Source organism: Actinomadura kijaniata NBRC 14229 (assembly GCF_001552175.1).
Classification (GTDB): Bacteria; Actinomycetota; Actinomycetes; order Streptosporangiales; family Streptosporangiaceae; genus Spirillospora; species Spirillospora kijaniata.
This window is the reverse complement of record NZ_BCQR01000015.1, coordinates 31471-52484: the sequence shown is the minus strand read 5'-3', so window position 1 is coordinate 52484 and position 21014 is coordinate 31471. Positions and strand designations below refer to the sequence as shown.

At 70.6% G+C, this 21014-nt stretch carries 20 protein-coding genes and 4 pseudogenes; 13 read left to right on the top strand and 11 right to left on the bottom strand.

The annotated features are described in order from the left end of the window. Nucleotides 1-9: 9 nt before the first annotated feature. Nucleotides 10-315, bottom strand: a pseudogene (locus AKI01S_RS54600) (transposase); the annotation flags it as partial. 463 nt (nucleotides 316-778) lie between these two features. Between AKI01S_RS54600 and AKI01S_RS52715 the strand changes: the two are divergent. Continuing rightward, a complete protein-coding gene (locus tag AKI01S_RS52715) occupies nucleotides 779-922 on the top strand; it encodes a hypothetical protein (protein WP_218009568.1) in 144 nt (47 codons plus the stop codon). A 58-nt stretch (nucleotides 923-980) separates the two neighbouring features. Here the strand turns inward: AKI01S_RS52715 and AKI01S_RS06340 are convergent, their stop codons facing one another. Beyond that, nucleotides 981-1658, bottom strand: coding sequence for a hypothetical protein (locus AKI01S_RS06340; RefSeq protein WP_157419693.1), 678 nt, complete (start codon nucleotides 1656-1658; stop codon nucleotides 981-983). A 920-nt stretch (nucleotides 1659-2578) separates the two neighbouring features. Here AKI01S_RS06340 and AKI01S_RS48850 point away from each other — a divergent pair. Beyond that, nucleotides 2579-2764: pseudogene (locus tag AKI01S_RS48850) on the top strand (elongation factor 1-alpha C-terminal domain-related protein); the annotation flags it as partial. 6 nt (nucleotides 2765-2770) lie between these two features. Here AKI01S_RS48850 and AKI01S_RS06330 read toward each other — a convergent pair. Continuing rightward, nucleotides 2771-3856 (bottom strand): glycosyltransferase, encoded by a 1086-nt coding sequence (locus tag AKI01S_RS06330; RefSeq protein WP_067812817.1) that lies wholly within the window; start codon nucleotides 3854-3856, stop codon nucleotides 2771-2773. A gap of 509 nt (nucleotides 3857-4365) precedes the next feature. On the opposite strand from AKI01S_RS06330, the gene AKI01S_RS06325 reads away from it, so the two are divergent. Beyond that, nucleotides 4366-4668: a hypothetical protein gene (locus tag AKI01S_RS06325; RefSeq protein ID WP_157419692.1), complete on the top strand. Its 303-nt coding sequence runs from the start codon at nucleotides 4366-4368 to the stop codon at nucleotides 4666-4668. Between the two features lie 161 nt (nucleotides 4669-4829). Here AKI01S_RS06325 and AKI01S_RS06320 read toward each other — a convergent pair whose 3' ends face one another. The 3 genes from AKI01S_RS06320 to AKI01S_RS06315 form a co-directional block, all read right to left on the bottom strand. Continuing rightward, nucleotides 4830-5324 (bottom strand): CAP family protein, encoded by a 495-nt coding sequence (locus AKI01S_RS06320; protein ID WP_083999020.1) that lies wholly within the window; start codon nucleotides 5322-5324, stop codon nucleotides 4830-4832. Between the two features lie 408 nt (nucleotides 5325-5732). Further along, nucleotides 5733-6710, bottom strand: coding sequence for an alpha/beta fold hydrolase (locus AKI01S_RS54595; RefSeq protein WP_369688703.1), 978 nt, complete (start codon nucleotides 6708-6710; stop codon nucleotides 5733-5735). A gap of 31 nt (nucleotides 6711-6741) precedes the next feature. Beyond that, on the bottom strand, nucleotides 6742-7239 hold the full coding sequence (locus tag AKI01S_RS06315; protein ID WP_067812814.1) for a GNAT family N-acetyltransferase: 498 nt from the start codon (nucleotides 7237-7239) through the stop codon (nucleotides 6742-6744). A 704-nt stretch (nucleotides 7240-7943) separates the two neighbouring features. On the opposite strand from AKI01S_RS06315, the gene AKI01S_RS54175 reads away from it, so the two are divergent. The 4 genes and pseudogenes from AKI01S_RS54175 to AKI01S_RS53245 form a co-directional block, all read left to right on the top strand. Beyond that, nucleotides 7944-8066, top strand: a complete 123-nt coding sequence (locus AKI01S_RS54175; RefSeq protein ID WP_218009567.1) for a 2-dehydropantoate 2-reductase N-terminal domain-containing protein — start codon at nucleotides 7944-7946, stop codon at nucleotides 8064-8066. Between the two features lie 12 nt (nucleotides 8067-8078). Further along, the gene (locus AKI01S_RS52705; RefSeq protein WP_218009566.1) at nucleotides 8079-8309 is read left to right on the top strand and encodes an NAD(P)-binding domain-containing protein; all 231 of its coding nucleotides are present in this window, start codon (nucleotides 8079-8081) and stop codon (nucleotides 8307-8309) included. Nucleotides 8310-8315: 6 nt separating this feature from the next. Then, nucleotides 8316-8672 carry an NADPH-dependent F420 reductase gene (locus AKI01S_RS52700; RefSeq protein WP_218009565.1) on the top strand — a complete coding sequence of 119 codons (357 nt, stop codon included), beginning with the start codon at nucleotides 8316-8318 and terminating at the stop codon, nucleotides 8670-8672. Nucleotides 8673-9033: 361 nt separating this feature from the next. Further along, nucleotides 9034-9126, top strand: a pseudogene (locus AKI01S_RS53245) (hypothetical protein); the annotation flags it as partial. Nucleotides 9127-9245: 119 nt separating this feature from the next. Here AKI01S_RS53245 and AKI01S_RS53240 read toward each other — a convergent pair. After that, the gene (locus AKI01S_RS53240; protein ID WP_245681496.1) at nucleotides 9246-9503 is read right to left on the bottom strand and encodes a hypothetical protein; all 258 of its coding nucleotides are present in this window, start codon (nucleotides 9501-9503) and stop codon (nucleotides 9246-9248) included. A gap of 95 nt (nucleotides 9504-9598) precedes the next feature. Here AKI01S_RS53240 and AKI01S_RS53235 point away from each other — a divergent pair, with 95 nt between their 5' ends. Together AKI01S_RS53235 and AKI01S_RS06295 are read left to right on the top strand one after the other, a co-directional pair. Next, nucleotides 9599-10150 (top strand): MFS transporter, encoded by a 552-nt coding sequence (locus tag AKI01S_RS53235; protein ID WP_067812812.1) that lies wholly within the window; start codon nucleotides 9599-9601, stop codon nucleotides 10148-10150. A 207-nt stretch (nucleotides 10151-10357) separates the two neighbouring features. Next, nucleotides 10358-12112, top strand: a complete 1755-nt coding sequence (locus AKI01S_RS06295; RefSeq protein ID WP_169813914.1) for a protein-arginine deiminase family protein — start codon at nucleotides 10358-10360, stop codon at nucleotides 12110-12112. Between the two features lie 326 nt (nucleotides 12113-12438). Here the strand turns inward: AKI01S_RS06295 and AKI01S_RS53230 are convergent. The 3 genes and pseudogenes from AKI01S_RS53230 to AKI01S_RS06275 form a co-directional block, all read right to left on the bottom strand. Further along, a pseudogene (locus AKI01S_RS53230) lies at nucleotides 12439-12876 on the bottom strand (IS701 family transposase); the annotation flags it as partial. Between the two features lie 139 nt (nucleotides 12877-13015). Next, complete coding sequence (locus AKI01S_RS06285; RefSeq protein WP_067812810.1) at nucleotides 13016-13507, bottom strand: GNAT family N-acetyltransferase; 492 nt, start codon at nucleotides 13505-13507, stop codon at nucleotides 13016-13018. Between the two features lie 949 nt (nucleotides 13508-14456). Further along, entirely contained in the window at nucleotides 14457-15368 is a 912-nt protein-coding gene (locus AKI01S_RS06275; protein ID WP_067812808.1) for a LysR family transcriptional regulator, read from the bottom strand. A 130-nt stretch (nucleotides 15369-15498) separates the two neighbouring features. On the opposite strand from AKI01S_RS06275, the gene AKI01S_RS06270 reads away from it, so the two are divergent. The 4 genes from AKI01S_RS06270 (at nucleotide 15499) to AKI01S_RS06255 (ending at nucleotide 18247) form a co-directional block, all read left to right on the top strand. Beyond that, nucleotides 15499-16050, top strand: coding sequence for a dihydrofolate reductase family protein (locus AKI01S_RS06270; RefSeq protein ID WP_067812807.1), 552 nt, complete (start codon nucleotides 15499-15501; stop codon nucleotides 16048-16050). A gap of 130 nt (nucleotides 16051-16180) precedes the next feature. Further along, the gene (locus AKI01S_RS06265; RefSeq protein ID WP_067812806.1) at nucleotides 16181-17116 is read left to right on the top strand and encodes an NADP-dependent oxidoreductase; all 936 of its coding nucleotides are present in this window, start codon (nucleotides 16181-16183) and stop codon (nucleotides 17114-17116) included. Nucleotides 17117-17139: 23 nt separating this feature from the next. After that, on the top strand, nucleotides 17140-17781 hold the full coding sequence (locus tag AKI01S_RS06260; protein WP_067812805.1) for a Type 1 glutamine amidotransferase-like domain-containing protein: 642 nt from the start codon (nucleotides 17140-17142) through the stop codon (nucleotides 17779-17781). Nucleotides 17782-17803: 22 nt separating this feature from the next. Beyond that, nucleotides 17804-18247, top strand: a complete 444-nt coding sequence (locus AKI01S_RS06255; RefSeq protein ID WP_067812804.1) for a carboxymuconolactone decarboxylase family protein — start codon at nucleotides 17804-17806, stop codon at nucleotides 18245-18247. A gap of 532 nt (nucleotides 18248-18779) precedes the next feature. Here the strand turns inward: AKI01S_RS06255 and AKI01S_RS06250 are convergent. After that, nucleotides 18780-21011, bottom strand: coding sequence for a glycoside hydrolase family 3 C-terminal domain-containing protein (locus tag AKI01S_RS06250; RefSeq protein WP_067812803.1), 2232 nt, complete (start codon nucleotides 21009-21011; stop codon nucleotides 18780-18782). Between the last annotated feature and the right edge of the window lie 3 nt (nucleotides 21012-21014).

The window sequence follows — 21014 nt, the reverse complement described above, 5'->3', positions numbered from 1 at the left end:
CCTGTCCGCCGAACGCGGCAATGGCGCCGCGGCCAGCGCCCACCGCCATCGCCCCACATCGACCTGTCCTTGGTTCAGACCCGCATACAACGCGCCATGTCCACGCCGACGCTCGGGTGCCAACGTCAGATCCACCAGCGTGCGGACCGGGCCGTCGGCGCACAACACCGCCTGGCACAACTCGAACAGCTCATCGCCATACCGTGGCAGACACGCATACAGCTCAGCACGAAAGCCCGACAGTCTGGCCAGGCCCGTGTTCGTCGGGGTGCGGGTGTTCTCGCAGGTGGTGATGCCTGGACGAACGGCTGTCACAGTGGGGACCACGGCCGTCGTCTCCGTTCTTGGTGGTCCTCATCCAAATCCGAGGATGAGACGACGGCCGCCCGACGACGAGATGCCTCGACCACTACAGCCTGCCGCACCCGTCTACATCATCGTCAACGGCAAGCGCATCAAGGACGTCATGCTGATCCGCAACCGTGCACAATCCCCATGTGAGCCTCCACTACGAAGTCGTCCTTACCTGCTTTCTCCGCGAGGACACTCCAGGAACAGTCCTGGCCGCCCTGCGTTGGCACCTCGGGCTGGAAACCGAACTTCCAACGAGCCTGGACCCAACTGGGCACGCCTATCCCTCCTTGAGCCAGACCCGGACAGCAGCCGCCTGCCCGGCGGTGAGTTCGCCTCCTTGCAACGACAGCTTCGAGGACTCGCCGCCGAGGCCGCGCAGCACTCTTGGGGATTGTTCAGCCGCGACTGCTGACTCGACGACGATATGGGGCAGCTCGTCACGCTCTTGGACCTCATCGCTCCGCACGTCGACGAGCCCGGCTACGGCGGATACGTGCGCGAGACATACGACACCATCCCGAAGGAGCTGATCTTTCAGGACGGTATCCACCTGCCGATCAGCATCTAACCAGAGGCGAGATCAACTGACGTCGGTGGTTAAACGACAAGCTCAGCGTTCGTCCTGACTACAACTGCCGTAGGACATAGTCGCCACTGCCCGCCCTGCTGTGGTTGCGGTGGTCGGCGGGGCAGACGCCGGATGCGCCCGGGGAGTTGCCGTCGAAGTACAGGCCCGCGCACTTGACGCACCAGCGCCACTGGCTCTGGCCGCCCGGGCCGTCGCGATGGTCCACGTCCTCGATCCGGAACAAGGCCGAGTTGATGAACACTCCGAACGAGGGATTGCTGATCGGATAGTGGCCAGGGCCGGGAGTAAGGGACGCGTCCGCTGGGCAGATGCCCTGCCCGGCGTTGAGACCGAAATACAGCCCCTGACACTGGGCGCACCACCGCCAGCCGTCCTGGCCGGCACCGCCGTCGGCCTGCACCTTCAGCACGTAGTTGCCGCTGCCGTCAAGGTGATGGCCACCGTCGAACAGGTTGCCCGCCGGGCAGCCGCCCCGCGTGTTGTTTCCCGAGAACCACAGGCCGCAGCAGCGGCGGCAGAATTTCCAGTTGCTCTGCGCCGCCGCTGCGGGTGTCTGGTACACCGTCAGTAGCCCGGCGACAGCCGCCGTGGTGGCGAGGGCGCCGCGACCTGCAAGGCCCAACGCGCGGCGGCGGGTATATCCGTTGGATCGTGCGTGGTCGCTCATCTCGCTTCTGTTGCCTTCCCGCTTCACTGCTTTGGCTGAGCGTCGCATGGTCGGCACTGTGTGTCAGCGTTCTAGGCGAGGATGGCCTGGACCGGTCTGGCATGGGTCCCGCCGTGGATGCCGCACCCCCGCACTCAACCAAGATCAGCGGTTGTTCAACACCCACTTGGCCCTGCGTCCGTTCAAGCGTGCTCAGCTCGACAGCAGCCCTTCGCGGCGGGCCCGGCGCAGGTGCCCGGCCACGGTGGAGCGGCTGACGCCCAGCCGCGCAGCGATCTGGGATGGGTGTGGCTCTCCTCTAAGGGTCTGCTGAGCTGGGGATTGGTGCCTGGGCTGTTTGAATGCGGGATTGGTTTCCACTGTGGGTGCGGGCGGGTGAGGTGGGGGTGGTGTTGTGGCAGGAGGAGTTGACGCGACGGTAAGTGGAGGCCCGGCAGCAGATCGAGGAATTTTGCCGGCAGTTTGCCCAGGTGCAGGAGCGGTTGGAGGACAAGGAAGACTGGCTGTCGGCGCTGAGCTCACACACAAGACGGTGAACACGGTTGTGGGTGAGGCCTCCCAGGTGGCCGAGCTGGAACCGGGGAGCGAAAAGCCTCCGGCGGGCACTCCATGGGCCCCGGGCCGGAAGCCGAGGCGATACGGCGGGGTGTGATGTTGGTGCCGCGGTGGGAGCCGGGGAGAGGGGTGTCGGTGTTGCCGCGGGCGTGTCGGGATGTGTGGGAAGTGCTGGCCGATGCCGACGGCGCGATGCGGGCGGGCAAGATCTCGCCGGCGTCGGGGCGGGGCGGGGCGAGGCCGCGGCCAAGGTCCAGGGGCTGTGCGGCAAGCTCAAGCGGCTGACCGAGCGCGGTTGGCTGGTTGAGGACGAGCCGGGGATGTTCACGCTGGTCAAGAGCGTGCGACACCAGCTCACCCAACAGGGTCCGGGGAACTGGCACCGCCCCCTCACCGTAGGGACGGTTGGCGGCACCCTGCACCGCGATGAGACCGCGACCGGGTTGGGGTTGAACGAGATCGGTCGGATCTCGTTGCGGGTCACCCAGCCGCTGTTCGTCGACGACTACGGCCGCAACCGGCTGACCGGCGGGTTCATCCTCATCGACGAGGCCACCCACACTACCGTCGCCGCCGGAATGATCACCGGGGTGTGGTGAACGGCGTCACAGGGGCAGTCCGGGACGATGGTGCGGCTCCCGCTCGGCGGGTTCGACCAGCTCCCGCCAGTCGTGCACGGGAAACCCGCTGTTCCGCCGGCCGGGGAACATGGTGGGCATCAGCTCGTACTTTTCCTCGTACGCCAGTTCGAGCATGCGCAACCTGAGCTCCGTGCGCTGCCCGACCAGCTTGTCCGAGCCCGCGCCGTAGCGGCCGGACCGGGCGGTGGCCTGCCGGAACCGGCGCTCGGTCCGCTCCCGGCCGCGTAGCGGGAAGTGGTGCATCAGCAGCGACGACCGGCTCTCGACGACGGGTCTGCGGTCGGGCGGGGCAGCGATGGTGTGCCGTCCCATCCTGAACCGCAGGTCGCCGGGGGCGCGGACGTGGAGCAGCTGGTGCTTCCAATGCCCGGCGGGGCAGGCGGGGTTGAGGTAGGGGCGGGCCATGCGCAGCTCGTCGATCGGGTGATGGCGCGGTTCCGGGGCGGAGGACCGGCTCGGATAGTGCTCCAGCACGCGGCTTCCGACGGTGTCCACCTCGGGCGCGAGCGTGCCGACGAGCTCACGGATCGTGCTCCGGCCCGGACCGCGGGGGAACTCGTCGGCGTCCACCATGATCCACCACAGCGGGCGGCCCGCGGCCGCCGTCCGCTCGTCGATCACCCGCGCGATCCGCTCGGTCCGGCGGACCTCGTTGAAGGCCCCGCCGGCTGGCTGCCGGAGGACGGTCGCCCCGGCCGCCGCGGCTTCGGCGGCGGTGTCGTCGTCGGAGCCGTCGTCGATGACGAAGACCTCGTCGACGCCCTGGCCGAACAGGTTGCGGACGGTCGCGTAGATCACGTCGTCCTCGTTCCACGCCTGGCACAGACCGAAGATCAGCGGCCGCTCCCGCGCGTCGTTCGCGGGCGGCCCGGCCCGCTCGGGCGCGAAGGTCTGCCAGGAGCCGACGTACCTCCGCCACCACGGCGGGAAGGGCGGATTGCGCCGCCGGGCCTTGGCGAGCGCGACCTCGAACGCGTACCGGGGGACGTCGAGCACACGCCCCCGGGGCCCGTCGTCGAAAAGGAAACCGTGCGTCTGCGGGAACGGCATGCGCGTCCCTCCTTCGCGTCGCGGCTGGGACCTGGAGCGTAGAGCGGCGGCCGGAACGGGCGGGATACCGGTGTCGGGCGCAGTTCGGCCCGCCCGATCGTCCGCACCTCCGGGCGGCCGATCGCGGATATCGCCGGGGACCCCCGATGATCACTATGGCGGACGTCACAGTGTCCACCGGATCTTCCGAGGGATGGGTGATGAGGGATGACTGAGGCGCTGCGCGGCAGGGCGGGCCAACGGGAACTCGCCGTGTACGGCGGCGCGCCCGTCCGCTCCCGGCCGTGGACGCCCTGGCCCCGCCTGGACGCCGAGACCGAGCGCACCGCGCTGGCGGCGTTGCGCAGCGGCAGCTGGGCCATCAGCGAGATGCACACCGGCCGGGAACTGTACGAGCGGAGCTTCGCCCGCGCGTTCGCCGACGGGTGCGGCTCTTCCACAAGGACTCCGCTGAGCTGGACGGATGGCTTCCTGAGAACGAGTCGCGCACTTCCTTCCATAATCGGCCGGTGGAAGAGAGATCCGAAGACCAGATCGTCCTGGACCGCATCCGTGAGGGCGCGCTCGGAGCCGATCAGGGCATGGCCGACGCCCTCCTCCAGGCGGCCGACAAAGGCCAGTTCAAGCGCATGGTGGAGATCGCCACCGACGCGGTGCGCGGGGTACCGAACGGGAGGACGTTCTCAAGGCTTGCAACGCGGCCTGGCTCGTCATCAACCTGCGGGCGGTGGATGGTCAGGAGGATCCCGCCGAGGAGCTTCTACTGGATGTCATGGATCGGCTCACCGGCTGGTGCCACAAGGATGAGCTGACCTGCGCGATGATCTCTTTCCGGCGTACTCCGGCTGACCCCCGACAGACAGGCGGTTGGACGGACAGGGCCCGTGGAGCGTGTGCTCGACGGGCCCTGTCGGGCGGAACCGCACAGGAGGGTGGGCGACGATTCGCTTACCGGTTCACCGGTGATGCCGGTTCAGGCCGGCAGGACGTTGTCGGCGAAGGCGCCTTCCATGTTCCCGGGGGGTTCGAAGACGAACACGATGTAGGTCTCGTAGTACCTGTCTCCCTGGCCCGAGACGCGTCCGATTCCGACCTTGGTGGTGGCCTTCCAGACCAGTTGGGTGAAGTGGCCGGTGCTGGAGCTGAACTGGGCCTTGTTGAAGTCGTAGTCCTTGATCTCGTCGTACCAGGACTGCACGGCCGCCTGGCCGCTGGAGGGGGTGGTGCCGGTGGTGGCGCCCCAGAAGATGTTCTCGCCGGTGCCCTTGCGCAGGTCGTCGTGGCCGGCGTTGAGCATCTCCTGCTCCGAGCGCGAGGCGGCCCGCTGCATGGCGTAGGTGTTGAGCTCGGGGTCCATGACCAGCGGCGGCGCGTGGTGGGCGGCCCGGTAGGCGTTGGCCGCGGCCAACGCCTCGGCCTGGAACTCCGGGGTGGTGTTGTCGGGCATGGGGCGACGGGTGGAGGGCATCGGATCTCCTCGCACGGCGCTTCAAGGGCGCCGGCAGGGACCGCGATCTCCGCTGACCGCGGTGTGTCCTGCGATCGTTCATCGGCGGAACAGACCGGGACAATTGACGTGCGTCAAGTGTGCATATCCGCAACATTTCAGGTGGGGCGGGCGGTGCTGCTGCTCTGGTGTCCACGACCTCATGCGGACGCGCCCACAACGGCCTCACAAGAACGCGCCCGCGACGACGCCGCAGGACGACAAAACCAGGCGCACCCAGAAGACCTCTACGTCCTGAACCGGCCACCGCCCACACGAACAGTCCGAAAAACCACACGCGTCCCGGATCACGGCGCGGACCGCCGGACTGCCCGGCGGCGATGTCCTCGCCGTGCACGGTGAGCACCAGGAGGCCGCCGTCGGGCTGGGTCAGCACCACCACGGTGCGGTGCGGCGCCGGCTCGTCGGCCGCCGTCCCGGTGTGGGTGCCGTCGAGCAAGACCGGCCTGTCGAAGATGCACGCGTGCACGCTGCTGGCCCCCCACGCCGTGCGCGGTGACCTCCACCAGACGGTCCAGCACCCGTGGCAGCGGCTGCTCCAGGGCGGGCAGGCCCACGAACATCGGCGCCGGGTGCCGGTACCGGCCCTCCAACACGCCGCCGGTGTGCCAGGGCCGTCCGGTGGTCAGTGCCCAGGCAGCGATGGTGCCCGGCGTCCACAGCGGCCGGACCTTGGGCAGCGTCCACCACGGCTGGCCCGCCTGGTCGCCGCCGGGGGGCAAAGAACCCGGCGGTGCCCGGGGCGCTGTCGGGGGCCAGCCCATCAGGCACCGGCAGCGCGTCGGCGGCCGCAGCGGCGATCGGGGCGGCGGCGCGGGCGCGGGTAGCGGTCCACCAGGTGCGCGCGCGGTCTCCCGCGACACTCCGATGGCGGCGGCCTGGGTCAGCCCCCACGGCGCCCGCGGCCCGCCCGCCAACCCGGAGTTGGTTGAACGCGTACCACCAGGGGTAGCCGCCGCGGCCCTTGGCCAGCACGGCGACCTGCTCGTCGGTGGCGGGCAGCATCGGGATGTCCAGCCAGGAGGCGTCGGGGACTCCCAGGTCGAGGGTGGCCAGACGCCGCACCGTCGCGGGCCGGGACGCCGCCAGGTGATAGCCCACCGAAGCGCCGATGTCGTGCCCAGCGACGAACGCCGCCCGGTGTCCCAGATGCTGGATCAGGGCGACGATGTCGCCCGCCGTCGTCTCCTTGTCGTAACCGGACCCGGGCTTGGCCGAGCCTCCCATGCCACGCAGGCCGACGGCGGTCACCCGGTAGCGGCGTGCCAGCTCCGGCGGCACCTTGCGGAACTGCCACCACGTCTGCGGCCAACCGCGAACAGCACCAGCGGCTCCAGAGCCCGGCACGGTTCCGGGACAGATGCCGCACCCGGACCCGTCACGAGGCGCGCGGCAGCGCGAGCCAGTCCTGCCAGGTGATGTCGCGGCCCAGATAACGGGGCCGCTGGAAGGGCCAGTCGGCGGCGATCCACTGCGGCACCAGCACGTCGAGCTCGCGCTCCACCTCGCCGCCGACGAGGTCGTCCACCACCCACCAGCAAACCTCCGCGTCAGAACCGACGCGCTCGGGCGGGTCGATGTAGACGCAGCCGAGGATCGCCGTCTCCTCCTCGTCCAGCAGTGCGTAGTTGAACGACTGGTGCGCGGCTATCTCCCTCTCGTGCCGCAGCAGGTCGATGCGGTCCTCTTCGTAGGTCATCGTCTCCCTGGGCCAAGCCCAGGCCGGGCCGAAGATCTCCCACAGGCGCTCCCGGGACCCCATCACGGCGGGGTAGTCGAGCGCGGTGTCCCCCTCCCGGATCGGCCGCAGGTGAAGCGTGGTGTTGGGCACGGGCACGTGGACGGGGTGGACGAAATCGTCAGGCAGCCAGCTCATAGGGGCCGAGGCTACAACCGGTCGGCGCGGGCGCGCCGGCTGGCGGCCACCGCCGGTCCGGCGACCGGCACCAGCAGCCGTGCCCTACTCCAGCCACTGCCGATGCCACTCCATCGACATCCCCGCCCCGGTCTCTGGTGCGGCCGCGGGCCCGGGTGCTGCTGCGCGCCCACTCCGCCACCGGCATCGCCCTGGCTGTCGCCGCCGGTGCTTTCGCCCAGGTGCTGACCCTGGCGCTACCGGCCCTGCTGACCGCGCGCCTACACGCCGGGCCCGCCTCTTACGGCGCCGCGCTGACAGCCACCTCCAGTGTGACCCGAAGGAGGGAACGCACCCGAGAGAGTGTCGCTGAGCAGGGGTAATGCGACCAACATCCCAGGGAGCCACATACGTAGGGGAAGCCGACTCCGACGCCCCGGACATCGCCGCCCCGGCCACAGAGGTATCCGCAGGGCATGGTTCCCACGCGGCCATGACAGCGGTCACCAAGAATTCCCCGCCCGCCGATGGACCGGGCTGCGACGGCCACGAGGGTCGACCTGGCGCCGAGGGCATAGCGGCGTACCAGTGCCTTCTGTTCAGCCCGACTCACTCTTGAACCCGCGTTGAGCCGGTCACGAAGGCGTGCGGGGTACGACTGCCCCGGGAGCGGCAACGCCGGGCGCCGGCACTCGTGGCGCCTCCGCCCATCTGAGGAGTAGCCCATGAGGATCGCAGTACTCGGCACCGGCGCCGGGGGCCGCTGCCACGCTGCCCGCCTGGCTGAGCTGGGCCACCAGGTCACCATCGGCACCCGCGACCCTTCGGTCACCCTGGCTCGCACCTAGGCCGACCCGATCATGGGCACCCCGCCGTTCAGGGACTGGCATGCCGACCACCCCGATCTGCCAGTGCTGCCGTTCGGCCCGGCCGCCGAAGCCGGCGAGGTGGTCATCAACGGCATCGACGGCGCCAACGCCCTCAAGACCCTCGGCTCACTCGGGGCGGAGCTGGACGGCAAAGTTCTGCTCGACTATGCCATCCCGTATGTCTACGACCCCGGACACGCCCACCCGTGGCAGATGCCATGAGGCGAGATGCCCGGCCTGAACCCGGTCGACTCCGACAGCCTGGCCGAACAGATCCAGCGCGCTCTTCCAGGCACCAAGGTGGTCAAGACCTTCTGCACCCAGGAGCAGGAGACCGTCATCGATCCCGGACACATCGGCGGCGGTGACCACACCATGTTCGTCTCCGGCGACCACCACGGCGCCAAACAGACCGCCATCGGCCTGCTCCACGAGTACGGCTGGAGCGACGTCATCGATCTCGGCGGCCTGGGGAACGCCCGCGCCCAGGAGATGTACGCCCACCTGCATACCGCCATCGGCCTCGCCCTCGGCGGCATGGGCACCCACTTCGGCGTCAAGATCGTCCGATCCCAGGACCGCTAACCGGCGCCCACCCGTCATGAGGTTCTGTGATACTGACGTCGACGTGCGGCGTTCCCCACGTGTTCCGAATCCCCGGGCCCGCTCGGCTCCCCATGCCGACCTCGGCAGGCTTCGCGATGTCCTCGTTGAGCTGAGGGGCTGTCGTCGATCCCTGCGGGTGCGGATAGAAGGTATGGCTCGGTTTCCGGCTGCTCGGTACGGTCGGGGCCATGGCGATCATGGGGTCTGCGGGATGGATCGCACTCGTCGCCGATGAACCGGCGGTGACCAAGGGGTCCCCGCGGCCGGTGAGAGCGGGCGAGGCTGGGCCCTGTTGCTGGTCCTGTGCGGCACGACCTTCCTTGAGGGCGGCGACGTCGCGATGCTGGTCGTTGCCGTTCCCACCATCCGCGCCGACCTCGGTCCGACCACCGGCACCGCGGCGTGGGTGATGAGCGGGTATGTGCTCGGCTACGCCGGTTTCACCCTGCTCGGCGGCCGCGCCGCCGATCTGCTGGGCAGGCGGTCAACGGCTGGACGCTCGTGGTGGCACGGTTCGGCACCGGCGTGGCGGCGCCATCCTGCTCGCGGCGCTCAGGCTGGTGCCGCCCCAGGACCGCCGCCGCGATGCTGCTGTTCGCCTACGGCATCGTCCGGCTTGAGCACCGCGGCCACGGGCTGGGTCTGCCCGTCGGCGCGCTGGCCGCCGGGCTGGCGCTGGTGGCGGTGTTCATCATGGTCGAACGGCGCGACAAGGCGCCGCTGGATATCTTCCGCCGGACCGCGATGGTGCGGGCCGACCTGTGCGCTGCTGTTCTTGGGCGCGTTCTTCGGGTTCCAGTTCATCGTCACGCTCTACCTACAGGAGCTACGCGACTGGTCGGCCCTGCGGACCGCGGTCGCGTTGATCGTGATGGGCTGCGACGCGGTGCTGGCGCCCCTACCTGGTGCGCCGCTACGGCACCGGTCGGGTGATCTTCGGTGGCTTCCTGCTGGCGGTGGTGGCCTACGGGCCGTTCCTGCCGGTCCAGGGCGGCTGGTCCTATGCGGCGATGTTCCCCCGCCTGACCATCACGGGCGTCGCCTTCGCCCTGGCCTACGGTCCGCTCACCATCGCGGCCACCGACAGCATGGCCTCCCGCGAGCAGGGCCTGGCCGACGGACTGCTGTCCACCTTCACCCAGTTCGGCGCGGCGGTCGGGATCTCCGCGGTGACCGCGGTGTACGGCATTGCCGCGGCCGGCACCGACGGCTCACCGGACGCCTACCGCGCCGCGCTCATCGTCCCGGTGGTCGTGGTGCTGCTGGGGACGGCGGTCTGCGCACCCCCAGACCCGCCGACCACCCGAAGGTCACGGCACTCGCGACGAGCTCGGCGACGGCGTTCCAGGGTGAGCCCGGCAACGCCCACCGCAATGGCCCAGGTTAGATATGGGGACGTCAGACACTGTGCCACCCCCACCACTACGCCGCCCCACAGAGGCTGTCCGCTTCTCTGACAAAGAACGCCCGTCCGCCGCAAAGCTTCGGGGCTGATCGCGTCTTGTGAGCGGGCGCGCGGGTTGGTGAGCGCCTCCCCCGTCATTCGGCCGGGAGTTAGCCGGTTGGCGACTCAGAAGTCACCGACCGGTCCGGTGTCACGCCGGTTGACCTGCAATAACTTCGGATGCATGCCTCGAACACGTCGCGACAGGCGAAAGATGATCATGGCTGCCTCCGTCGCCGTCGCGGTGACGGGTGGGATGGGGACCATCATCCTCGCCTTCCGGGGCTCTGGGGACGGGGTCCGGATTGTCGCCGATGTCGATCGGGACGGATCTGTCGACGACCACCACGCGCCACAGAGCGGGCGAACCGTTGCGACGCACGGGGGTGCGCTGGTCCTGCCGAACATCGGTGTGACCGGCGGCCGGTGCCCGGACTCACGCAGGGTGGTCAGCGGCAACGAGCTGGAGGGGTGTCATGACGCCTCGGACGATATCGCCCACGCGCCGCAGAATCTTGCTCCGGTGAAGATCCTTCCGTTGGCGAGGGCGTCCGGCCAGGCGAGGGCCGCTGTCACGGTGCACGGCGATCCGATGGGACGGATCCGCCTGTTCCGCAGGACCGGCCAGGCGTGGACCTACCTGAAACCCGGTGCCCGGATCGGCGCGGAAGACCTGCGGTCCGGCGTCGAACTCGGCGTCGACGCGCGCGACATCGTCCGCGACCGGGCGGTCTGGGACGGCCGGTTCACCGTCGAGGCGCAGGTGACCGACGGGGACAGGTCGTCGTCGAGCAGCGTCCCGATGACCGTGGCGCCGTTGATCCTGCACAACCACACCGAGCGCGTCAGCACGCTGTTGGTCCCGCGCAGCGCCGGACGGGACGATCACCAGAGGTTCGTCCGTGACCTGCGCGCCGCGGCGGCCAGGACCGGCGGCGTCCCGGTCAGGACGCTGTCCACCGATGACAACTGGGCGCAGGACATCGTGGAGTTCGGATACGTGTCCATGCCGGGGCCGGGCGGCACGACCCGTTCGATCGAGATCGCGGTGCGGTCGCCCCGTCCCACCAGAGCCGGCGGCCGTGCGGTGTTCGACCTACGCGGTCCCGGGTTCGGGGCGGTACAGAGCGGTGGTAAGGGCTACCACCAGGTCAACTTCTTCGGAAACCTTGAGGTGATCCCGCCGCATGAGCACCGCGGCCGGTCGTTCCCGGTCGGCCGGATCATCTACGGTGACGGCGGGCCGGGCGCCGGCTTCGACCGGCAGGCGCTCACCCTGTTCACCGCACAGGGGCTCCAGGAGCCGCTCAAGCTGGACACCTCCTGGCTGGCCGTCGCGCACGTCGATGAGTTCGTCCAGTTCCTGCCCGCCGACAACCCGCGTGGCTGGACCATCGCCGTCGCCGACCCACGAGCCGGTGTCGATCTCCTGCGCGCCGTCAACGATTCCGGACACGGCCGGGTCCGGGCGAGCAGCCATCGGCACGCCCCGGCGACAACGGTCGGTCGGCTGCTGGCAAACCGCAGGTTCCTGGACGGCAACACCGAAGTCGCGGCGGCCATCGACCGGAACCTGAAGATCCTCATGGACGAGACAGGCGTGCGGCGGAACGAGGTGATCGCGGTCCCGGCACTGTTCCACAAGTTCGATCGGACCAGACCCGGAAAAGTGCCGCCGGACCAGGACGCGCCGGTAACCGGCGCTCTCAAGCCGCAGGGCTCGTTCGTGGCCTATCTTCCGGATGCGGTCAACGGAATCGTGCTCGACCGGCGGCGTTATCTCGCCCCGCGCCAGTGGGGACCGGTCGTGGGTGGCCGTGACGTCTTCCAAGACGCGATCGAGCGCGCCTACCGCAAGGTGGGGATGGAAGTGGACCACATCGACGACTACACCACCCACCACTCCATGGGCGGCGAGATCCACTGCGGGACCAACGCCGTCCGGACGGTCACGAAACCGTGGTGGAGGAAATGAGGTACTCCAGCCGTAGGTCGTGGTCTTCAGGTCTGATTCGCGGCTTGTCGGTGGTCATGGCTGGCCTGGGGCTCGGGCTTGGTGACGGCGTCGCCAGGCGGACCAGCGGAGCCGGTGGACCGCCTCGCGTATGGGCCGCACGAATGCTGTGAACAGTCGCTGGATCTCGTTGCAGGTGAGCGGGATCAGCCCGTCCGGAGCGGGATGGCGGGCGTGTTCATCGGCGCGGACGACGGCGAGGAAGGCGTGAGCGAGCATGGCCAGGGTGACCCAGCGGGACCATGAGGTGAAGCGTCGGACCTGGTGCTCCTCCAGTCCGGGGCGGTGTCCTCGGCCAGGCCCGCGGCCCGGCAGCGGCCCGGGTCGCACGTCCATGAGCGCGGAATGTACAGCTCCCGGTCCACCGCCGCGCGCCCGCGGCGGCCTGCGCGTTTTCGATCCCCCCGGCGGTGCCGGTGTACTGGCGCTGGACACCGACGGTGTGCGTGCCCTTCTTCACGTCCCCGGTCTCGTCGACCACCAGCACCGCATCCTCGTCGCCCAGATGCTCCAGCACATACTCACGCACGTCATCACGCACGCGGATCGGCATCCCACCTGGCCCGGGCGAGCAGGTGCCGCATGCCGTCCGGACTCGCCTCCCCGGCCAACTCGGCGATCGACCAGCAGTTCTTGCGCGGCAGGTCCGACGGCAGCCCCAGCACCACGTCTCTTACCCGGCGCCGGGGCTCCACCCGCGCGAACCGGCCCGCTATCCGGCCCATCAGGACCTTGAACGCCTCCTGCCAGCGGACAGGGTCTACGCTGTGACCTGCGCCCACCGCACGATCGTTTGTCTTCACACACCGATGATCACCGGTGGTCGCAGCCTTCCCGCAGCCGGTCCACCAGCAAGATCACGGCCTACCGCCGCAGTACCAAGTCGCGCTGATACCAGAGGTCTGACTTACCACCGAGATCGGCCGGGTCAACCAGGACGAACCCAGCCTTGGTCAGCACCCTCTGGGACGCGACATTCTCGCGGGAGGTGCCCGCCCGCAGGGTGCGCAGCCCGTGCCGTGCCACCGCCAGCCGGCACAGCTCCCGGACGGTCTCGGTCGCCACGCCGCGTCCGGCGACGTGCTGCGCGACCCGGTAACCGAGCTCAGCAGTGCCGTTCTCCAGGTCGTACAGGTTGAACCGGCCCAGAACCGAACCGTCCTCGGCAACCAGCAGGTAGAAGGCGCAGATGCCGGCCTCCTGCTCGGCCAGCAGGGCGCCGTACCGGTCGGTGAACTTGTCGAAGAAATCGTCGCCGCGGTCGGGGACCGAGGCAGCGAAGTAGGCGCGGTTCTCCAGCTCGAAGGCCAGGACCGCCGGGGCATGGCCGGCATGCAGCCGCTTCAGCTCGGGCACCGCCCGACCCTAACCGGATGGTGGGCTCAGATCATCTGAGTTTCCGCCAGCGGCGGACAATCCCAAGACGAGGGCACATAACGATCTACGGCTGGAGTACTAGCCGTGATCCGGCTGTTTTCCTCCGACGACGTACAGGCGTTCTTTGGCAACGTCCATCCCACCGCGGCCGACTTCGAGCGCGCCGAGTCCGCAGCCTCCCGAGCCAGCCGTTTCAACGGCCCCTCCGGCTTCTCCGGGCCCTGCCCTTCCGGCCGCCCAAACGCGACCGGGACGCCGCACCATCCTCAAAGGGACGAGCAACGACCAGTACGCCTCGCCCCGCAACCGCCCGAGCCGCCCGCCTCTTCTGCGGTACTCCCCCACCCGGGTCGGCGTCCCACCTTCGGCTGGGACGTCGGCCCGGCCGGTGAGGCGTTCGCGGTTCATGAACCAGACCTGCGTGGCGCCGGTGGTGGCGTCGCGCCAGAGGATGTCGCCACCGCTGCTGTCCTGGTCGTGGCCGATGTCGGCTATGACCTGGCGCGGCTGGTGTTCCTGCTGGAAGGGCCGCCGGTGGAGGCGCTCGGGTGCCTGCCCCACGAGACCGGCAGGGCGCGCCCGGCGGCTTCCTACGGCGCTCCACAGCTCTGGGCTTCTTCCGCCAGCCAGCGCGGCTCCCTGAACACGCAGACGCAACGAGTCAACGTGAGAAGACAACGTGATCCCGTTCCTCGCGGCACCGGGAAGACCGGGGGTCGGGTCGTGGATCGCTTCGCGAGCGTTGTCCCTTCCTTCGAGCGCCAGGACCCGGCGGGTCGGCCCGCAGCGCTGCTCGCCGTGTGCACGACCTATGCCGGGCCTGGCCGTGTCGGGGATGGAGGGGGAGTTCCCGTTGGATGGCCGTCGGTGGTCGATCGGTTGCGCCGGGGGCGGGAAGGTCGTCCGGTCGGCGTGCGCGGGTTCGGTGTCAGTGGCGGATGGCGAGATAGACCCGGGCGGCGACGTCCTGCGCGGCTTCGTTGAAGGTGTGGATCTGGGGCTCGGTGTTGGTGACGAGCCAGGTGGGCGCCCACTCCAGAGGCGGTGCGTCGCTGAACGGGAGATAGACGACGCCGGGACGCGCGTAGAAGCGCGACACCTGGGCGCCCATCACGAAGGCGCCTTCACCGGCGCCGATCAGGGCCAGGGCCTCCTGGAGCGTTTCGAACTGGGGACCCGGCTCCACGGGGTCGCCGTCGGGCGTGAGGTCGGGTGTGCGATCCGCGCGCCAGTAGTCGGGGAACGCTTCGGCCACCTGCAGCATCTTGACCGCGGAGAGGTCTTTCAGCGAAACGCTGTCGCGGCGGGCGAGCGGGTGCCGGGAGGACACTCCCAGCACCCGGGGCTCGGAGAACAGGACCGGCCCGGTGACCATGTCGGGTTCGTCGTGCGGCAGGCTCACGACCAGAAGGTCGACGTCGCCCGCGCGCAGCCGCCGGAGGCCGTCGACGATCTGGAGTTCCCTGGGCTGGGCCCGCCAGCCGGGATGCCGCCGCTCGAACAGCTGGGCGGCCTGGACCATGAGCTGGCCCGCGGCCGCGCCGAGGAAACCGACCCGGAGCACACCGCGGACGCCGCGCGCGGCGTTGGTCGCCCTCTTGAGTCCGGCCTCGATCTGGTCGTAGGCCGGGCGCAGGTCGTCGTGCAGCCGCCGACCGGCCTCGGTGAGCCCGACATGCCGGCTGCTGCGTTCGAACAGCGGCGTTCCGATCTGCCGTTCCAGCTTCTTGATGGTCTGGCTGATCCGGGCGGTGGTCACGTGCAGTCGTTCGGCCGTGCGGCCGAAGTGCAGCTCCTCGGCCAGTGTCAGGAACGCCTCCAGTTCAAGCCGCTCCAGCACTTGGCCCTCCCCACGTTAAATCCACCTAAATGACCGTTGCACTATGTCACCTTGTCGGCGCTTCCGGCGCGTTGGAGCCTGAACAGGCCGGCACCACCTGCTGTTCTCCGACCCCACCCGAGGACCTTCCATGGGCAAGATCGTTTCCCTCGTCTACCTGTCCCTGGACGGGGTGATGGAGAAACCGACCTGGACCGGGCCGTACTTCGGCGCCGAGCACGCCAGGTTCGCGCACGGCCAGCTGTTCGCCAGTGACGCGCTGCTGCTGGGCCGGGTCACCTACGAGGGCATGGCCGCCACCTGGCCGCACATGGAGGAGTCCGACGGCGACTTCGCCGTCCGGATGAACGCCATGCCCAAGTACGTCGTGTCGACCACCCTGGAGACCGCCGAGTGGAACAACACCACCGTCGTGCGCGGCGATCTGGCCACCGAGATCGTCGAGCTCAGGGAGCGCCACACCGGCGACATCCTTCTCTATGCCAGCGGCGTCCTGGTCAACTCCCTGATCAAGCTGGGGCTCCTCGACGAACTGAGGCTCTGGCTGCATCCCGTGGTCGTCGGCAGCGGCAAGCGCCTGTTCCCCGAGGGCGTCGACCCGACCTCGTGGCGGCTCGCCACGACCGCGGCCTTCAGTTCCGGAACGGTGGTCCTGGACTACCGGCCCGCCGGCCGCGGGTGAGTCCCCCTCCCCTCCCGGGACCGACGTCTCGCCGTCCCGGCCCACCGGTCCGAGCGCGGACCCCCTGAACTGTTCACCCCCCACACGACCGGACCATGACGGACGGCGTGCGACGACAAGGAACATGACCATGCGTGCCATCGGCCAGGACTCGTTCGGCGGACCGGACGTCCTGAAGATCATTGAGGTGCCGCGCCCGGTGCCCGGCCCCGCCGAGGTGCTCGTCCGGGTGCGTGCCGCCGGGGTGAACCCGACCGACTGGTGGCACCGGACCACCGGCGGGCTGGCGGGCGACGCTCCCGTCCGGCTGGGCTGGGACGTGTCCGGCGTGGTCAAGGCCGTCGGACCGGGTGTGACCCTGTTCCAGCCCGGCGACGAGGTGTTCGGCATGCCGCGCCAGCCGGCCCCCGCGGGGACCTACGCCGAGTACGTGGCCTCCCCGGCGCGGCACCTGGCCGCCAAGCCCGCCGGGCTCTCCCACGTGGAGGCCGCCGCCCTCCCCCTGGCCGCGCTCACCGCGTGGCAGGCGCTGGTCGACACGGCCGACGTCCGTCCCGGCCAGCGCGTGCTGGTCCATGCCGCGGCGGGCGGCGTCGGACACCTGGCCGTCCAGATCGCCAAGGCGCGCGGCGCGTATGTCGTCGGCACCGCTCGCACCGTCAACCACGACTTCGTGAGAGGTCTGGGCGCCGACGAGGTCATCGACTACACCCGCACCGACTTCGTCACCGCCGCCCGCGCCATCGACGTCGTGATCGACACCATCGGCGGCGACTACGGGCCCCGTTCCCTCCGGACCCTGCGCCCGGGCGGCGTCGTCGTCTCGCTCGCCTCTCCCGCCGAGGCGCGCCTGGCGGACGAGGCCCGAGCACTCGGGCTCCGCTCCATCTTCATGATCACCGAAGCCGACCGGGCGGGGATGCGGGAGATCGCCTCCCTCGCCGGATCGGGCCGGCTGCGCGCCCGCGTCGACACCGTCCTGCCGCTGGAACAGGCGGCCAAGGCCCACGAGATCGGCGAGGCCGGCCACACCGCCGGGAAGATCGTCCTCACCGTCTCCGACTGACCCCCTCCCATGAGAGCAGGCCCATGCGTTTGTTCCTTTCCTCATGGAAACTCGGGAACGCCCCCGAACTGCTGGACGACCTCGTCGGGGACGCCCGGACCCCGGCCGTCGTCGGCAACGCCCTGGACGCCCTCCCCGACCCGGCAAGGCGGCAGGCCACCGGGCGGGAGGTCGCGATGCTGCGCGACCGCGGCTACCAGGTGACCGAGGTGGACCTGCGGGACCACTTCGGTGATCCGGGCGCGCTCGCGGAGCGCCTGTCCGGCTTCGGGGTCGTCTGGGTCCACGGCGGCAACCCGTTCGTCCTGCGGCTGGCCATGGCCCTCAGCGGCGCCGACGAGATCCTGACCGGCCTGCTGCGGCGCGACGCCGTCGTCTACGCCGGCTGGAGCGCGGGCGCCTGCGTCCTGTCGCCCGACCTGCACGGCCTCGAACTCGTCGACGACCCCGCCGACACCGTCACCGCCTACGACCGGCCGGCGCTCTGGGAAGGGCTCGGCCTCCTGGACCACGCCTTCGTCCCCCACTACCGCTCGCCGATCCCCGAGAGCGAGCCCATCGAGCGCGTCGTGGAGCGCTACGACCGCGAAGGAGTGCCCTACCGCGCCCTCCGCGACGGTGAGGTCACCATCATCGACCGGCCGTCGACCGTTGAAAGCCGATGACCCCACTCGAAGGAGAACTCCCATGACGTCCGTGCGCCTCCGGGTCGACGAGCTGGCCCCGCACATCAACCGCGCGCTCAACTCGCTCGACGCCGCCTCCCGGAAGGTCAGCCTGGAGCCCGCGCTGCTGGAACTGGTGCGGGCACGCGCCTCCCAGCTCAACGGCTGCGCCTACTGCGTCGATCTGCACACCCGCGACGCGCGTAAGGCCGGGGAGACCGAGCAGCGGCTCTACGCGCTGCCCGTGTGGCGCGAGACCCCGTTCTTCACCGACCGCGAACGGGCCGCCCTGGAGCTGACCGAGGCGGCGACCCGTCTCACCGAGGGGCCCGTCGGCGACGAGGTGTTCGACCGGGCGGCCGCCGAGTTCACCGAGGTCGAACTCGCCGAGCTGATCTGGACCATCACCGTGATCAACGCCTGGAACCGGCTCGGCGCCACCGCCCGGCCCTGGCCGCTGGACTGACCAGGGTCACGATCGGCGCGGGGGAGGAGACGACACCGGCGGTGGCGCCCTTGTCGGTGGACTGGGCCAGGGGCCGCCGACTCCCGCCTGCGCGTCTTCCTCCGCCCCGATCAGGACGTCCTGCGCTACGAGCACCATCGCCTGGTCCCCGCTGTCCGCGTCTCGGATGCGATGTCGGGCCTGATCGCTACAGGCACAGGGCATAGGGACGTGTACGGGTACGACCACCGGCTGCTCGGCGACATCGCCGAAGGGCGCGCGCAGGCCGAGGGCGAGGTGGACTGGCGGCTGGCTTGCCGATGGATGGTCGAGGCGACCGGGGAGCGTGACGGCCCTGTCCTCGACGAGGATGCCGCGTTCCTGCCGGAGCCTTCCCGCGTCGCCGAGGTGGCGCAGGGGCTGACGCGGGAAGGCCGGGGTTTCCCTCCGCGTCCTCGGAGCGAGGACCGCGAGGGGTTCGAGGGGTTGGGCCCGTTCTGCCTGGCGGCCGTCCGCGACGGCAGGGGGTGCTCGGCAGGATCGGTTAGGCGCGTCAGCCCTGCCGGGCGTTCCGCACGGCCGCCACCAGCTCGTTCACGACCTCGACGTCCAGCCCGATCCCGAAGGTGCGGAACTTCAGCAGCGGGATGCCCCGCGCCAGGCCGAGCAGCGCCGGGGGCGGGCCGCCGCCGTTCCGGCCGCCGAACGCGCCGCCCAGCCGTTCCCGCAGCACCGGCCCGCCGACCGGGTGGTCGAGCCACTCGCCGAGCGTGGACATCCCGTCCAGCGCGGGCATCCACCCGTCGCCGGGCGTGCTCAGCTCGGCGCGCAGCCGGATGTCGCGGGAGGACGCCCCCACCTCGACCGTGAACCGTCCCGGGTCGATCCGCCAGCCGCCGCGCGCCGCCGACCACCGCGCGAGGTCGCGTCCGGTGAGGCCGAACGACACCGGCGCGCTCTGCCCGGGCTCCAGCGCGACCTTGGCGAAGCCGCGCAGCTCGTGCCGGGGACGGGTGGGGCGCTCCTCGTCGAAGGCCACGTAGAGCTGGACGACCTCGTGCGCGGCGCGCCCGCCCGCGTTGGTGACGGTGAGGCCGACGTCCCAGGTGTTGTCCCCGGTCTCGCGGACCTCCAGGTCGGAGTACTCGAAGCGGGTGTAGCTCAGCCCGTGCCCGAACGGGTAGGCGACCTCGGTCCCGAGCGTGTCGTGGTGCCGGTAGCCGACGTAGCGGCCCTCGCCGTAGACCACGTGCCCGTCGCTCCCCGGGAAGTGCAGGTGGGAGGGGACGTCGGCGAGGCGCAGCGGGATCGTCTCGGTGAGCCGTCCCGACGGGCTGCACGCGCCCAGCAGCAGGTCGGCGACGGCCGAGCCGCCCGCCTGGCCCGGCAGCCAGCACTCCAGGATCGCCGAGGCCGCGTCCCGCCACCCGGCCACCGACACTACGCCGCCGTTGGCCAGCACGACCACGACCCGGGGGCACCGTCCGGCGATCCGGCGCAGCAGGCGCACCTGGACGTCCGGGAGGTCGAGGGTGGTGCGGTCGAAGCCCTCGGACTCGGCCTCGTCGGGCAGGCCGAGGAACACCAGCGCGACGTCGGCGTCCGCCGCCGCGTCGGCGGCCCGGCGTTCCAGGTCGTCGTCGGCCGCGCCGTCCAGGCGGTATCCGGCGGCGAAGGTCAGGGTGGTGGCCTCGCCGACGGCGGCGGTCAGGGCGTCCCAGGCGTTGTCGAGCCGGGTCGGCACCACGTGCGAGCTGCCGCTCCCCTGGTAGCGCGGGGTGCGGGCCAGCTCGCCGACCACGGCGATCCGCTGCCGGGCGTCCGGGTCGAGCGGCAGCAGGTCCTCGTCGTTCTTCAGCAGCACGGCCGAGGCGCGGGCCGCCTCGCGGGCCAGCTCGTGGTGGGCCTCGACGTTCCAGCCGTCGTGGCGTTCGGCGAAGGCGACGCGCTCGGCCAGCGCGCGCACCCGGCCGGCGGCGCGGTACACGGCCGCCTCGTCCAGGCGGCCGGAGCGGACGGCGTCCACGATCTCGTGGTCGGTGCCGGTCGGCGGCATCTCCAGGTCGAGCCCGGCGGCGAGCGCCGCCACCCGGTCGTTGACCGCGCCCCAGTCTGAGACGACCACGCCGTCGAAGCCCCACTCCCCGCGGAGCACCTCGGTCAGCAGCCACCGGTTCTGGCTGGCGTGCACGCCGTTGATCCGGTTGTAGGCGCTCATGACCATGAACGGGCGGGCGTGCCGCACGATGTGCTCGAACGCGGGCAGGTAGATCTCGCGCAGCGTCCGCTCGTCGACGTCGGCGCTGACGCGCATCCGGTCGGTCTCCTGGTTGTTGACCGCGAAGTGCTTCACGCACGCGCCGATCCCGCGCGACTGGATCCCGGACACGACGCCCGCGCCCATGACGCCGGTCAGGTGCGGGTCCTCGGAGAAGTACTCGAAGTTGCGGCCGCACAGCGGCGAACGCTTGATGTTGACGCCGGGTCCGAGCACCACGCCGGCCCCGAGCACGGCCGCCTCCACCGCCAGCGCCGCCCCGACGCGGCGGGCCAGGTCCGGGTCCCAGGAGGAGCCGAGCGCGACCGCGGGCGGGAAGCAGGTGGCCGGGACGCTGCGGGTGAGGCCCAGGGCGTCGCCCGCCTCGGGGTCCTGCCGCCGGATGCCGTGCGGGCCGTCGGCGAGGGTGACGGGCGGGACCGCGTCGCGGACGGCGACGGTGGTCCAGGTGTCGGCGCCGGAGGTCAGCGAGGCGGCTTCGGCGAGGGTCAGGTCGGACCGGGTCATGTG